The sequence below is a fragment of the Rhizobium laguerreae genome, assembly GCF_019778565.1.
GTDB classification, from domain to species: domain Bacteria; phylum Pseudomonadota; class Alphaproteobacteria; order Rhizobiales; family Rhizobiaceae; genus Rhizobium; species Rhizobium laguerreae.
The window spans coordinates 167,667-182,790 of the sequence record NZ_JAAXQT010000010.1 but is presented as its reverse complement, the minus strand read 5'-3'; the positions used below and the strand labels follow the sequence as shown (position 1 = coordinate 182,790).

General features: G+C 62.5%; 11 protein-coding genes. 1 reads left to right on the top strand and 10 read right to left on the bottom strand.

All coding sequences use genetic code 11. The features are described 5' to 3' along the window. Window positions 1–207 carry a hypothetical protein gene (locus tag HFO71_RS27655; protein WP_245006994.1) on the top strand — a complete coding sequence of 69 codons (207 nt, stop codon included), beginning with the start codon at window positions 1–3 and terminating at the stop codon, window positions 205–207. 86 nt (window positions 208–293) lie between these two features. On the opposite strand, the gene HFO71_RS27650 is transcribed toward HFO71_RS27655, so the two are convergent. The 10 genes from HFO71_RS27650 to HFO71_RS27605 all read right to left on the bottom strand — a co-directional run bounded on the left by HFO71_RS27650 (window position 294) and on the right by HFO71_RS27605 (window position 14,933). Continuing rightward, a complete protein-coding gene (locus HFO71_RS27650; RefSeq protein WP_077979955.1) occupies window positions 294–761 on the bottom strand; it encodes a cyclic nucleotide-binding domain-containing protein in 468 nt (155 codons plus the stop codon). A gap of 102 nt (window positions 762–863) precedes the next feature. Next, window positions 864–3,578, bottom strand: a complete 2,715-nt coding sequence (locus tag HFO71_RS27645) for an ABC transporter transmembrane domain-containing protein (RefSeq protein ID WP_132613648.1) — start codon at window positions 3,576–3,578, stop codon at window positions 864–866. A 182-nt stretch (window positions 3,579–3,760) separates the two neighbouring features. Continuing rightward, the gene (locus tag HFO71_RS27640) at window positions 3,761–4,906 is read right to left on the bottom strand and encodes a glycosyltransferase family protein (protein ID WP_168259264.1); all 1,146 of its coding nucleotides are present in this window, start codon (window positions 4,904–4,906) and stop codon (window positions 3,761–3,763) included. After that, the gene (locus tag HFO71_RS27635; RefSeq protein WP_131640681.1) at window positions 4,903–6,150 is read right to left on the bottom strand and encodes a glycosyltransferase; all 1,248 of its coding nucleotides are present in this window, start codon (window positions 6,148–6,150) and stop codon (window positions 4,903–4,905) included. Before HFO71_RS27635 ends, HFO71_RS27640 begins: the two co-directional genes overlap by 4 nt. Window positions 6,151–6,159: 9 nt before the next feature. Then, entirely contained in the window at window positions 6,160–7,368 is a 1,209-nt protein-coding gene (locus HFO71_RS27630; protein WP_077979952.1) for a glycosyltransferase family protein, read from the bottom strand. A gap of 96 nt (window positions 7,369–7,464) precedes the next feature. Next, window positions 7,465–8,637 carry an ABC transporter permease gene (locus HFO71_RS27625; RefSeq protein ID WP_077979951.1) on the bottom strand — a complete coding sequence of 391 codons (1,173 nt, stop codon included), beginning with the start codon at window positions 8,635–8,637 and terminating at the stop codon, window positions 7,465–7,467. Next, window positions 8,637–9,635 (bottom strand): ABC transporter permease, encoded by a 999-nt coding sequence (locus HFO71_RS27620; RefSeq protein ID WP_025397708.1) that lies wholly within the window; start codon window positions 9,633–9,635, stop codon window positions 8,637–8,639. The genes HFO71_RS27625 and HFO71_RS27620 overlap by 1 nt, the downstream gene beginning before the upstream one ends. Window positions 9,636–9,638: 3 nt before the next feature. Further along, window positions 9,639–11,546: an ABC transporter substrate-binding protein gene (locus HFO71_RS27615; protein WP_168259265.1), complete on the bottom strand. Its 1,908-nt coding sequence runs from the start codon at window positions 11,544–11,546 to the stop codon at window positions 9,639–9,641. Then, entirely contained in the window at window positions 11,546–13,435 is a 1,890-nt protein-coding gene (locus tag HFO71_RS27610; protein ID WP_221988664.1) for an ABC transporter ATP-binding protein, read from the bottom strand. Before HFO71_RS27610 ends, HFO71_RS27615 begins: the two co-directional genes overlap by 1 nt. Before the next feature lie 154 nt (window positions 13,436–13,589). Beyond that, entirely contained in the window at window positions 13,590–14,933 is a 1,344-nt protein-coding gene (locus HFO71_RS27605; RefSeq protein ID WP_077979948.1) for an adenylate/guanylate cyclase domain-containing protein, read from the bottom strand. Window positions 14,934–15,124: the final 191 nt, after the last annotated feature.

Sequence of the window (15,124 nt, the reverse complement as noted above, 5' to 3'; positions counted from 1 at the left end):
ATGCAGGCATTTGCCCGGCGTGCGAAAGCAACATCAGATCGCAAGAAAGCAATTCAGTTTATCGCCGAACAGAATGTCGGTGTCGCGACAAGTCAGCTTGATGAGGTGGAGAGTCAGCCGATTTTCTTGTCCATCAGCCGGAGATCGACCGGCCTGGACGCATCGCTGGAACGGAACCGGTCATCTCACGCACATCTTTTATGGTGAGCTGTCATGTTCGCCAAAAGATCAACAGCTGGAATTTTGCGCTTCGTACAGGCGCACGGAAATGGCCGGCGAAATCCTGAAAAACCTTACTGCGCCATCTGAGGCTGCTTCGCCGCCCGGGCCGCGGTTAGTTCCGCGGTGGTGTGGTTCAGGCGGTCGGCCAGCACCCGCATGATTTCCACGGCCATTTCGGGGAAATCGCTGAGCAGCTTCAGGAAATGCTCCTTGCTGATGCGCAGCACCTCTAGCGACGAGGTGGCGCGGACCGTTGCCGTGCGCGAGACATCGCAGAGGATGGCGATTTCGCCGACGATGGAATTGGGTTCGACGTCAGCGACCTTGATCTCGCCGGCCGGTGATGCGACGACGACGTCGGCGGTGCCCGAGAGGACGACATAGGCGGCATCACCGACATCGCCCTGATGGAAAAGGTCCTGTCCGGCCTTGTAGGTCATGCGATCGGAGGTAAAGGCCAAAAGCTTGAGCTTTGCTGGCGCGATCCTTGAAAAGATCGGCACCCTTCGGAGCATTTCGACTTCGTCTCTCAACAGCATGAGCGTTTCAATCCCCTGATGCCGGGTCCCGCAGGACCAGGCATCTTCAAACTTCGAGGTGTCCCCATCGGGAACACCCACCATCGCCGCCCCTATAGAATATTACGATAACAGTTCCTTGAACATCCCGTTTTTCGCGGAAAGTTCCGGATAGTTTCCGGCCTCCGCCAATCCGCCGCGGTCAAAGAGCAGGATCCGGTCGAACATCTCGGCCTGCCGGGCGTTGGAGAGCACCCAGATGATCGCCGGCCGATGGCCTTCTTCGTGCAGGCCCTCGATGATGTTGCGGGTGATCTGATCTTGAACGCGCTGGTCAAGCGCCGACAGCGGCCGGTTGAAGATGAAATAGTCCGAGCGCTTCAACAGCGCGCGGGCCAGGTTTAGCTTCTGCCGCTGCACCATGGTCAGTCGTTTGCCGCCGGAGCCGACGTCGAATTCGAGGCCGATCGACAGCACGTCGTCATAAAGGTCGAGCGCATCGAAGAGTTCGCCCATGATGCCGCGGATGCGGTCGGAAGCGTCGGCCTGCTGATAGGCGATACGGCCGAAAAGCACATTGTCCATCAGGCTTGCCGACGGGGTGAAACGCTCGGCGTCGTAACGCTCGATCAGCTCGGCGAGATCGGCCGGAATATGCTCGTGGAACTGCTTGCGGGCGCTGACGATTTTGTCCATGAGCTCGTTCGGCAGCAAGCCGAAGCGATGGCGCGGCTCGATATAGGCAAAACTCAGCCGAATGATGGCCGAACGCTCTTCCGGCGTGGCGTCCTCGAAGCGGCGGCTTTGCAGCTTCTGCAGCAACGCCTGATAGGTCGGGATGTCGTCCGCCGTCATGAAGGTCAGCTGCTGGAAGAATGGATGGTCGGGCGGCAGGTCGTGGAAGAGTTCCACCGCGTTTTCGGCGATCTCGAGGCCCATGGCGTAGAGATCGGTGCTGAGGCCGGTCTCACGGAAGAGCTGCTGGAAATAGGGATGCGCGGCCAGCCTCCGGTTGGTCATCAACGGCCGCTTCATCGTGCCGAAGAGCAGGTTCTCGCCGACCGTCGCCTGGGCGTTATAGGCATCGAAGTCGAAAGGCACGACGATCGTGTCGAGCCCCTCGTCGCGCAGCCGGTCCCTGAGCGAGGCGCGTAGCGCCACGACGTGGTCGCCGAGCGCCACATGCACGTCGGTGTTGACTGTCGAGCGCAGCGCCAGATCGAGGATGTCCTGCGAGATCAGGACGGCGTCGAGCACCGGGCGGATCGCTGTGAGCAGGTCCTCAGGCCCGCTGGCGCCGGCAGCCTTGTAGTCCACCCAGTCGCTGTTGAGGTCGAGCGTCGGATTGCCGGCCTTTTCCGCCTCGGCGGAATGCCATTTATACTCCAGTGCTTCCCGCTCGTCGTAAATCGGATCGGTCATCGGCGCATGTTTCAGGCCGTAGAGCAGATTGCTGGCGAGCGTCCCGTGGAAGAAGAAAGTGTCCGCCGAGGCATAGGAGATCCGCCGGCCGGTAATCGATTCCGGCAGCTCCAGGAGATCGCGTCCGTCGATGGTGATACGGCCGGAGTCCGGCCAGACCATGCGTCCGAGCGCTTCGGCGAAGGCTTCAGCGCCGCTGCCGTTCGGACCGACGATCGCCACCGTCTCGTTCGGCTTGATCTCAACGGAGACGTGATCGACGATGCGAGCGCCGCTGTCGTCGGAGAGCGTCAGATTGGTGATGACGAACGCGCCAGTCAACGGGCCGACCGGGGCGGTTGCGAGTTCCTGAATGCGGCTGTCGATCAGCGGCTCGACGTTGAACTGCTCGTAGACCTGCTGGTATTTCACCTGCACGTCCTGGCGCATCTGGTCCCAGTCGATCAGTTCCTTCAGCGGGCCGGGCAGGTCCTTGTAGGCTGATATGACGGCGACAAGCTGGCCGATGTCGAGCCGGCCCTGGAGCGCAAGATAGCCGCCGATCGCGTAGAACAGGAACGGCGTGACCTGGGCGAGGAAGTTGTTGATGAACTTCACCAGGAACTTCCACTGGTAAAGGTCGTAGCGGATCGAGAAAATCCGTCCGAGCCGCGAGGCGATGTCGGCGCGTTCGAGATTCGACGTGTCGTTGCCGTGGATCGTGCCGATGCCCTCGACGATTTCGCCGACGCGGCCGGAGAGTTCGCGCGCCGTCAGCTGCCGCTGGCGGCCGAGTTCCAAGAGGCGCTTGCGCATGCGGGGGATGACGATGGCCTGCACGCCGACGATGCCGGCGGCGATCATGCCAAGCCAGAAATTCTGGACGATGATGAAGACGAGCGCCGTTATCGCCTGGCCGCCGAGAAGAGCAGGGGAAACGAAGGCGTCGCCGGTGAAGCCGCCCATCGGCTCCACCTCGTCCTTGATCATGGTGGCGATCTCGGCCGATTTCACCCGCTTGAAGTGAATGGGCGGAAAGCGCAGCACCCGGTCGATCAGCTCGAAGCGGATGCGGCGCAGCATGCGCTCGCCGAGACGGCCCTTATAGGTGTTGATGTAGAATTTGAAGAGGCCGTTCAGCACCACCAGCGCCAGAAACACCAGGCTGAGGGCCATCAGCATCTGGAAGCGGTTGAGCTGCAGGCCTTCAAAGAATTCGACATGGCCGATCAGCGGGATGTCGTAGGCAATGTGCATGAAAGTCTGCCGCGCGCCGGGACCTTCGAAGCCGTCGCCCTGAATCGGTCCGTTGACGATCTGCTTCGGCAGGTCGAAGGACAGGAAATAGGGCACCATCGATGCGGCGACGACGGCCAGGATCCAAAGCTGCTGCAGCCGCGTGTTCTTCCAGATGTAGCGGGCGAGGCTTTTTTCCATGGCTAACCGTCAGCTTGCTGGGAAATTCCGGAGGCGCGATCCGGGCGCCGTGCGGGGGAGGATTCTCAAGAACAGGACCATGCAGCCGGACCGCCGATATCGCAATGAAAACAAGGCGAAGCGACCGGCTGCAAAAATGCCGATTCTCGCCGGAACATTGCTTATATCACAGGAATTTTGGATTAGGCGAGGGATTCGGCAATCATGGAGCGAATGATGAGGGCGGTTTTCTCCGCCCCGTCGAGGTCGAGCAAGACCGGCCCGCGTGGCTGTGCGGCAAGCGCCTTTTCGACCGCCTCTTTCACATGGCCCGACGTCAGTCCGTTCTCCGGCAGGATATCGGCGAGGCCGAGCGCCTGCAGTCGTTCGGCGCGCACCGTCTGCTCGGTCTCGCCGCCGGCGACGAAGGGGATGAGGATCGCCCGGCATTCGGTGCGCAAGAGATCGCCGACCGTGTTGTAGCCGGCCTGCGAGATCGAAACCTTCGCACCGCGCAGCAGCGAGGGAAAATCCTTGCGGAAGCGCGCCAGCGTCACATTCGGGCCCGCGTCCTCGGACAGCGCGGCGAAATCGGCCTCGGGCAGGTTCGGGCCGGCGACCAGCAGCCAGCGAAGATTGTCCGGCAGCAGCGCTGCCGCCTCTTTTGCCGCGCCGATCAGCGCGGCGCCGACCGCACCGCCGCCCGCCGATGCGATGATGTCGAATGTCTCGGCGGGTTCCGGCGCCGGCGGGGCTGCGACGAGGCCGGTATAACGCAGCCTGTCGGCGATCTCTGATGTCAGCGGGAAAGTGTCTTCGAGCCTGACAAAGCCGGGATCGCCGTGGACGAGCACGGCATCGAAATGGTCCTTCACCAGCGCGACGGTCTCCGCGTCGCGGCCGGCCTTGCGGTTTTCCTGCAGGATGTCGCGAACCGAGCTTATGAGTTTCGGCCGCAGTTCGGCTTTTTCGATCGCCTCAAGCAGCGGCAGCAGTTCGAAGCGCATCTGTCGCCGGCCAAAGGGGAAGGCCTCGATGATGACGACATCGGGCTTTGCGGCATGAAAAGCGTCGAGCAGCAGCTGGCGGCGTATATTGAGGAATTCCTCGCCTGCCGGTCGGCCCTCGGCATCGGCGAGGCCGGAGAAGCCGGCATTGCTGGCGACGACCGCCGGGAGGGCTACGGTCTTCACGCCTTCGCCCGGAAAGCCCGGCACCGGCAGGCCGCCGGTCACGACAGTCACGTCAAAACCGTCCTTGATCAATGCATTGGCGATGCGGCTGGCGCGGGCTATGTGGCCGATGCCGAGCAGATGCTGGACGTAGAAGAAAATACGCGGTGCCGTCATGACGCCTTCTGCCATTCTGCCTCGAACAGGCCGGTGAGCTGTCTGATGCTGGAGTGATAGTCGAAATATTCGCGCACCTGGATTTCGGCGGCATCGCCGAGGCGCTTTCGCAGTGCCGGGTCGCGGATCGCCGCCTCCAGCGCGTTGGCCAGCAGCGCCGGGTCCTCCGGCGGCACGACGAGGCCGTTTTCACCGTTCTTCAGGAGCTCCGGCACGCCGGATACGTCGGTCGAGAGGCAGACGAGCCGCTGGCTGGAGGCTTCGACCAGGACGTTCGGCAGGCCGTCGCGGTCGCCATTGGCGGCGATGCGGCAGGCAAGTGCGAAGAGGTCGGCGCGGCGGTAATGATCGAGCACGTCTTCCTGCGCCATGGCGCCCTTCCAGACGATGCGGCCGGAGATGCCGAGTTCGGTCGCCAGGACTTTCAGTTTCGCAAGCTCCTCGCCGCCGCCGATATGGTCCATGCGCCAGTGAAGCTCGGCGGGCAGCAGTGCCAGCGCCCGCAGCAACACGTCGTAACCCTTCTTCTCGACGGCGCGGCCGACGCTGAGGATCAAGGCCGGATCGCCGGGCTCGCTGCCGGTGCGGTCTGAACGCTCGCCGGCGAAATGGCCGAAACGGGCGAGATCGAGGCCGTGGTAACTCAGGTGCACGGCCTCCTTGCGGGATGTCAGCGTCCGCATATGGTCGTAGCCCGTCCTGGTGCAGGTGACGGTCCAGCGGGCGCTGCCGAGTTTCTCGTTCAGCTCCCAGTCGGGCGACGTCCATATGTCCTTGGCATGCGCCGAACAGGTCCAGGGCGTGCCCGTGAGGATGCTCGCATATTCCGTCACCGAGGCCGGCGTGTGGATGAAATGGGCATGCAGCCATTCGCCCTCGTCCGGCCATTCGCGCCCCAGCACCAGCGCCTGACCGAGACGGCGGAAGCGGTTGCGGGAGATGTCGCGTTTGAGGTCGGCGAGGAAGCGCTTCATCAGCGCCTTGAAGCCGGGTCTGGAGAGGCCGGCGATCAAGCCCTTCAGCACCCGGATCGGCTCCTCGTGCAGATACTCCGGCAGATAGACGACGCGCGCCCGGATCTCGTCATGCACGGGATGGCGCTTCTTGTCGGTCGGCCGGCGCATCGAAATCAGCGTCAGGTCGAAGCCGGCCTTTTCGAGGCCGAGCAGCTCCTGGGCGATGAAGGTCTCCGAAAGGCGAGGATAACCTTTCAGCACGACGAGGATCTTGCGGCGTGGCGGCAAGGCTTTGCCCTATTCCGCGCCGACGAGGGAAAGGTGGCTGCCGCGGCCGTCGATCCACCGGCCGACGGTCTGCGAGATATGATCCAGTCCTTCGAGACGCATGTTGCCGCCGCTCTTCGAAGGCGGCTGGCGGGAGGGCAGGCGCTTCAGCGCCTCGGCCATGATCGTGGGGTCGACCGATTGGTCCGGCAGCAGCATGTCGACGAGGCCGAGCTCGCTTGCCCGCTTGGCGCGCAGCAGCTGCTCCTCGCGCGGCTTGACGCGCGGCACGATGAGCGCCGGCTTATCGAAGGAGAGGATTTCGCAATAGGTGTTGTAGCCGCCCATGGCGACGACGCCGGTGGCGCCGTCGATCAACTCTTCCATGTGGTTGTCGAACTCGATCACCTCGATATAGGGGATGGCTTCGCCCTTCTGCACCAGCTTAGCGCGCTCGGCGGCCGGCATATAAGGCCCGAGCACGACGAGCGCTTTCTGCGTCAGCGTCGCATCGGCCTCGTAGGCGTTCATGACGTCGTGGACGAGATCGGAGCCGTCGCCGCCGCCGCCCGTGGTGACGAGCAGGTAATTATCCTTGCGGGCGTTGATCGAGCTCTTGCCCCTGGAGACGCTGCGCTGCAGGAAGCCGACGAAATCCATCTTCCGGCGCAGGCTTTGCGGCACGTCGAGGCCGATCAGCGGATCATAGAATTCCGGCGGACCGTAGACCCAGACGCTGTCGTAATATTGATCGATCTTCTGCATGATGCTGTTCTTCTTCCACTCGGCCTCGAGCAGATGCGGCGCGTCCATGATCTCGCGCAGCCCCAGCACCAGCACCGTGCCGCGGGCCTTGAGATAGGCGAGCGTATCTTCGACTTCGCCCTTCAATCCCATCGGCTCCTTGTCGACGATGAAGATGTCCGGCTGGAAGGTCTCGGCGGTGTGACGGATGCTCGATTCACGCATCTTCAGCGTCTCGTGCAGGTCGATATGGCTGGCAAGCGACGTATATTCGCCGTTGCGCAGCTTGATGACGCTCGGGATCTTCACAAAATCGACGCGGGCGCGGTAATCGAAGGCGCCGGCGATCGTCGCTCCCGAAATGATGAGAATGTTGAGGCCGCGATAATCCTCGACCAGCGCATGGGCGATGGCGCGGCAGCGGCGCAGATGGCCGAGACCGAAAGTATCGTGACTGTACATGAGGATGCGCGCATCTTCGAGACGTCTGGACATGGGCATCCCTTCTGGGGTCAGCAACATACTTTGTGCCCCCACCGTCCGGAGGCCAAGAGGCGGGGGCGGTGCCGTGATGGGCCGCCGCGTTTCCTGCTATTTGTAGGGATCTGCCGCATCACGCAAGCCGTCTCCCAGAAAGTTGAACGCCAAAATGACAAGAACAACAGGAATGATCGGGTAGAGCAGCCAGGGATAAAAGGCGATGACGCTGACGCTTTTTGCCTCCGTCAGCAGAATGCCCCAGCTGGTGATCGGCGGCCGAAGGCCGAGGCCCAGGAAGGAGAGCGCGGTCTCGCCGAGGATCATGCTGGGGATCGAAATCGTCGCCGAAGCAATGAGATGCGACATGAAGCCAGGCACCAGATGGCGGCCGATGATGCGCGGCGTGCTGGCGCCCATCAGCTGCGCAGCCTGCACGTAATCCTCCTCGCGCAGCGCCAGCAGCTTGGAGCGCACGGCGCGCGCAAGCCCGGTCCAGTCGATGATGCCGAGAATGACCGTTATGCCGAAATAGATGACGATCGGGCTCCACGTCACCGGCATGATGGCGGCCAGCGCCATCCACAGCGGCAGGCTCGGCAGCGATTGCAACACTTCGATCAGGCGCTGGACGACGAGATCGAAAAAGCCGCCCCAATAACCGGCAAGGCCGCCGATGACGATGCCGAGCACGAAGCTGATCGAAATGCCGATCAGGCCGATCGTCAACGATATCCGCGCGCCATAAAGGATGCGCGAAAGCACGTCGCGGCCGAGCCGGTCGGTACCGAGCAGGAACATCTGGCCGCCGATCGCCGGGCAGACGAGATGATAGTCCGACGTGACAAGGCCCCAGAATTTGTAGGCATCGCCGCGGCAGAAGAAACGGATCGGCTGCACGTCGTTCGGCCTTTCGGTATAGACGCGGTGCAGCGTGTCGAGATCGAGCGCCATACTGCGGCCGTAGACGAAGGGACCGACGAAACTGCCCTTGTCGAAGAAGTGGACGCGCTGCGGCGGCGCGTGGATGAAGTCGACATTGCGCGTGTGCAGGCCATAAGGCGCCAGAAACTCGACGATCACGATCATCAGGTAGACCGCGGCGAGAAAGAAACCGGAGATCAAGGCGAGCCTGTGCTGCTTGAACTTCCACCACATCAGCTGCTTCTGCGAGGCGAGATGGATGCGCGATTGCGCCGCCGTCAGGTTTTCGGTCGCCTGGGGATCAAAGGGAGCGGTCGAGACGTAGTGCGGCAGCGGCGCGCCGGGTGCGGGAAGGGGCGACATTATTTGGTGCTCCTGCCTTGCAGACGGATGCGGGGATCGAGGAAGCCGAGGGCGATATCGGAGATCAGCACGCCGATGACGTTGAGGAAGGCGAGAAACATCAGGAAGGAGCCGGCGAGATACATGTCCTGGCTCTGCAGCGCCTTGATCAGCATCGGCCCGGTCGTTTCCAGCGACAGCACGATCGCCACGATTTCGGCGCCCGAAATGATCGATGGCAGGATCGAGCCGATATCGGCGACGAAGAAATTGAGCGCCATGCGCAGCGGATATTTGACCAGCGCCTTCAGCGGCGGCAGGCCTTTGGCGCGTGCAGTGACGACATACTGCTTCTGCATCTCGTCGAGCAGGTTGGCACGCAGCCGCCGGATCATACCGGCCGTGCCGGCGGTGCCGACGATGATCACGGGGATCCACAGGTGAGAGAGGATCGACCGCGCCTTTTCCCAGCTCATCGGCTCGTTGAGATATTGCTGATCCATCAGATGGCCGATCGACAGACCGAACCAGACATTGGCGAAATACATCAGGATCAGCGCCAGCATGAAGTTTGGAATGGCGATGCCGAGCAGGCCGAGGAAGGTCAGCCCGTAATCACTCCAGCTGTACTGGTGCGTCGCCGAATAGATGCCGATCGGAAAGGCGATCAGCCAGGTGAGCAGGATCGTCGTGAAGGAGACGAGGATCGTCAGCCACAGCCGTTCGCCGACCACGTCCGAAACCGGGAGCTGGTATTCGAAGGAATAGCCGAAATCGCCGTGCAGCATGCCGCCGACCCAATAGAAATAGCGCACGATCTCCGGCTTGTCGAAGCCGTATTGCTGGCGCATCTCCTCGATTTCCTGGAGATTGGCGGTCTCGCCGGAGGCCCGCAGCTCGGCGATCTGGCTCTCGAAGAAGTCGCCCGGCGGCAGCTCGATGATGGTGAAGACCAGCGCCGAAATGACGAAGAGCGTCGGCACCATGGCGGCGATGCGCCAGAGAATGTATCTGAGCACGCCTCAGGCCTCCTTGTACCAGAATGCATCCGGCATGTAGACGCCGAGATAGGAGGTGGGGTCGAAGCCGTAGAGCGCTTTGTCCGGCAGGTTCTGCAGCTTGGCGGCGCGAAGGATCGGCTGCGGCGTGCTGTTGATGAGGCCGATCGAGAAGACCTGCTGCGTATAGATCGACAGCATCCTGTGCCAGATCACCTGGCGCTCCTCGAACTTCGCCGTCGAGCCCCATTGTTTGAGCAGCTCGACCAGTTCGGCGGCTTCCGGCAGGTCGGGTGCGACGCCCTCCTGGCCGGCGGAGAGGTAGTGCATGCCCCAGAGCGGCCATTGCAGCTGATCGTCGAGCGTCGGCGCCAGCCCGGAGGGCGACATATCGGCCGTCGGCACCCCATTGTCGAGCCCGTACCAGATCGACATCATGATCGAACCGCTCATGGCGCGGTTGCGGAAGACGTCGCGCTGCGAGGTGCGGGTAAAAAGCGCCAGGCCGATATTGGCCCAGTGGTCATGCACCAGCTCCAGCACGTCGGTATCGAGATTGCTTTCGCCGGCGGTCTCGACGGTAATCTCGGCGCGCCGGCCGTCCGGCAGCAGCCGGATGCCGTCGTCGTCGCGTCTGGTCAGGCCGAGCTCGTCGAGCAGGCGGTTGGCCTCGTCGGGATCGAACTTGACGAAGGCATCGGCATATTCGGGTTTGAAGAGCGGGCTGTCGGGTAGCACGGTGTCGGCGCTCGGCGTTCCCAGACCGTAAAAGGCGACCATGTTGATCTCGTGCCGGTTTATCGCGAGCGACAGCGCCCGGCGCAGGCGCACGTCGCGGAACAGGCCGCGCCACACCTCGTCGGCACAGTTGAGGTTCGGCAAGAGCGTGATGCGTGAGCCGCGCGCCAGCTTCCAGAGGTTCACCTTCACCGGGAAACGCTTCTCGGCTTCCTTCAGGAAAGTGTAGTCGTTGAAATCGATGCCGGTCGCCTGCAGGTCGGCTTCGCCGGCCCCGGCCTTGGCGGCGATGATCGACGACGAGGAGACGTTGAGGACGAAACGGTCGAGATAGGGAAGCTGCCTGCCGGTCTCGTCGACGCGGTGGAAGAACGGGTTGCGCTCGAAGACGAATTGCTCGGCCGGCAGTGGCGTCGTGTTGCGCCAGGGATCGAGGGTCGGCAGGTTCGGATTCTCAGGACGGTAGGAGCGCGCCATCTTGATGTGCAGGTCCTGCCACTTCTTGACGCGGCTGGCCTTCATCATCTGTTCCATCTTCGCTTCGTCGGACTGAAACTTCTTGTGGAACTGCTTCAGGTAATGCGCCGGCCCGACGATCACGAGCGGCAAGGGCCCTGCCAGGGTCGGCAGGAACATCGGGTTGGGCTTTTCCCAGGTGTAGCGTACCGTCAGCGGATCGAGCATCTCGAAGCGCGGCAGGCTGCCATGCGGACGAAGCTCCAGCGCCCCGCCGCCGGGCGTCAGCTTCTCGTTCAGGATGACGTCTTCCCACCAGTAGCGGAAATCGTCGGCCGTGAACGGCTGGCCGTCTGACCATTTATGGCCTTCGCGTAGGGTGAAAGTGAAGACCCTCTCGTCCTCGGCGTGGAAATCGGCCAGAATATCTGGCTGGAACTGCAGGTGCTTGTCATAGCCGACCAGGCGGGCATAGCCGTAAATCGTCATGAACCGGATGTCGCGCTGGCCGCCGATGATGGTGCGCACCGTGCCGCCATAGGTGCCGGGCTGCAGCCCCATCTCCTTCAGGTTGACGATGCGCGGGCGAGCTGGAATGCGCTCGGCCATCGGCGGCAGGCTACCCGATGCCAGCCGCTCCTTGAGGAATTCCGGCTCGCCGGCCTGTTCGGCCCGAAGCACCGCGGGCGCGATCGCCGCGCCAACGAGGCCGCCGAGAAAAATGCGACGCGTTACCATCAGCGCAACTCCCTGATATCGGCGCCCTTGCGGGCGCGCACCAGATGGCCATCGCCGAGGTCCGCATAGGCAAGCTCGGCCGCGTCGTCATGCTCGGCGGTGAAGGTCACGCCCCAGTTCTGCTTGTCGGCGGTGCCGTTTTCCCTGAGCGCCTTGAAATCGAGTGGCCGGTCGAGATCGGGGAAGGGGACGGCGGCGAGCAGCGATTTCGTATAGGGGTGTACCGGATCGCGCAGAATGATCTCGCGCGGCGCGATTTCGACGATGCGGCCCTTGCACATCACCGCGATGCGGTCGGCCATATAATCGACGACGGCGAGATTGTGCGAAATGAACAGATAGGTAAGCCCCAGCTCCTTCTGCAGGTCCTTCAACAGGTTGAGGATCTGCGCCTGCACGGAGACGTCAAGCGCCGAGACCGGCTCGTCGAGGATGACGAGCTTCGGGCCGAGCGCGAGTGCGCGCGCGATGCCGATGCGCTGGCGCTGACCGCCTGAAAAACTGTGCGGGTAACGGCTGAGATAACGCTTGTCGAGGCCAATGGCCGCCATCAGCCCTTCGACCTTGCGCTTGCGCTCGTCGCTGTCGCCGCGGTCATGGATCTCGAGCGGTTCACTCAGAATGTTGCGCACCGTCATGCGCGGCGAGAGCGAGGAGACAGGGTCCTGGAACACCATCTGGATCTTGGTCCGCATGTCCTGCAGTTCGGCGCCTTTGACGGAGAGGACGTCGACGACCTCCTTGCCGTCGTTGAACACCACTGCGCCGCTGTCCGGCGTGATGGCGCGCATCAGGATCTTACTGAGTGTCGTCTTGCCGCAGCCGGACTCGCCCACCAGGCCGAGACATTCGCCGCGGCGGATATCGAAGCTGACATCGTCGACCGCGCGCAAGACGGCGGCTTCCTGCTTGCCGAGGAAACCGCGCTTGCGCGTCTTGTAAGTCTTCGAGAGATTGGTGACGGAAAGCAGCACGCCCGGCGCCTCTGCCTGGAGCGGCTTCTTCTTGCCGACCAGGGCTTCGAGATTGACCGGTACGTCACGCAGCGCCTTCAGCCGCTCGCCGGGCTTCATGTCGAAATGCGGAACGGCGGCCATCAGGCCCTTGAGATAGGGATGCTGCGGATCGCGGAAGATCGCCTCGACCGGTCCTGCTTCCATGATCTCGCCGTGATAGATGACGACCACCTCGTCGGCCATGTTGGCGACGATGCCGAGATCGTGGGTAATCAGCAGCATCGCCATGCCGAGCTTGGCCTGCAACTCGCGGAGCAGTTCCAGGATCTGCGCCTGTATCGTCACGTCGAGCGCCGTCGTCGGCTCATCGGCGATCAGCAGCGCCGGTTTGCAGATCAGCGCCATGGCGATCATCGCGCGCTGCCGCATGCCGCCGGACAATTCGAACGGATACATGTCGTAGGTGCGGTGCGGATTGGCGAAGCCGACCAGGCCAAGCATCTCCTCGGTTTTTTCACGGGCTTCCTGCTTGTCGGTTTTGGTATGGATCAGCAGCACCTCGCTGATCTGATTGCCGATCGTATGCAGCGGCGAGAGCGAGGTCATCGGCTCCTGGAAGATCGTCGCCATGCGCCGGCCGCGCAGGTCGCGCATTTCCTCACTGTCGCGCGGAAAGGACAGAATATCGGTCGTGCTGCCGTCGAGCGGGTCGGTGAAGAGGATGCTGCCCGTCGCCTTGGCCGGATTGGGCAGGATGCCCATGACCGACTGACTGATCACCGATTTTCCCGAGCCGGATTCACCAACGAGGGCGGTGACCTTGCCAGGAAGGATGCGAAGATTGGCTTGTTTTACGACGCGTAGCCGGTCACCGAAAACCGAGAAGGAGACGTCGAGATTTTCAATACGCAACAGATCCGCTGCAGACGCCATACCAATGAAATTCCCCAGTCTTCTATGTCCCCGTTAAGGCACACTACCGTACCGCAAACGGGGTGTCTAGCTGATGACAATCATAGAAAAACCCCCACGTCCCGCCGAAGTTCCCCGGGCGAGACGCGCAGATTATGAGAGGGGTTGCAGGCGCTTACTGGATGAACTTCTCCATGCTGGTGCGCTCGACATGTTTCTTTGCATCGCGATGCAGGAGAATGACCTGCTCGGCTTCTGAGAGTCCGTTCTGCACGGCCTCGCGGAAGCTCTCGTCGACGTTGATCGCGGGCGCCGGCGCGCGCGGCTGCAGCACGGTCACCTTCTGGCGGATGCCGCGCAGCTTCTCTTCGCCGAGCGTCGTCCATTCGCCGCCGCAATAGCCGGCGAAGGCCTGGCTGGCGACGACCTCGCGGCCGTATTTCTTGGTCAGGATCTGCAGGCGTTGCACCTCGTTGACCGCCGAGCCGAAGGCGGAGAAGGTCAGGCGGTCCTTGAGGCCGACATTGCCGAACATGACGTTGCCGACATGCAGGCCGATGCCGTAGCCGATCCTGGTCAAGCCTTTCTGCTCGCGGTCCCTGTTGAGTTCGGCAACCCGCGCCTGCGCCTGATGGACGGCCGAAAGCGCCGCCTCGCAGGCGATTTTCGATGGGTCCTTGTGGCGTCCGCAGGGATAGACGGCGAGAAAGCCGTCGCCGAGGAAACTCAGGATCTCGCCGCCATTGCGGTTGAACGGGGCGGCGATCGCGTCGAAGAACTGGTTCAGCGTGTCGATATAGGCCTGCCGGCCTTCCTTTTCGGCATACATGGTGGATTCGCGCATGTCGCCCATGACGAGGGCCGCGCGGATCGTCTCACCGTCGCCGCGGCGGATCTGGCCGTTCAGCACCCGCTTGCCGGCGTCGCCGCCGAGATAGGTGGTCAGCATGTTGTTGGCGAGCTTGCCGAGCACCGCCATCTTGGCGGCGACCGCCAGATGGTTCTGCATCCTCAGCAGCGCATCGATCATGTCGTCGGAAAAGCCGGTGTTATTGTCCGTCGACCAGGAACCCATCATGCCCTGCACCGAGCCGTCGCCGAAGGGCTGCACGAAGGCGAGGTAGTCGGTGATGCTGTCCTTACGCAGGTCCTCGAAAATCGGAAATTCGTTCGGCCCATCATGCATCAGTCGGCGCCGGATGTGCTGCAGATTGTTGTCGAGCAGGTAATAATATGGGCTCTGCAGGAAGCGGTCCGGCTTTTGCCCGGCAGGCATGCGGAAGCCCTCGATGGTGACGCCGCTGGCGCGCCGCCAGGTGAAGCTCAGCGCGTCGTAGAGTGGATGCAGCATCGAGAAAGAAAGATGCACGCGCGCAAGCGGCAGGCCCGCGGAAGTGAGCCTTTCGCAGAAACCGCGGACGATGTTTTCAAGCTCGTCTCCGGCCAGCGAGGAGTTCGTCAGCCATTCAGCGACCCGGTCCAACAGGATGGAGGACACGCTGGATTCGATCGTGCTCATTCTCGGTATGATCCTCATAAGGCACGCCATCCCCAAGAGCCAAAAGTCCCCCCGGCCGGCACATTTTCATGCGCAGGTCACAAGGAAATCAGGATGTACGAGCGGTATTATTGTGTCAACGGATCTGCCGAAAGCCCGGCAGCAGCGCCCCTCAGCTCCCCATACCGGGGGATCGGACGGGTAGTCCTTTC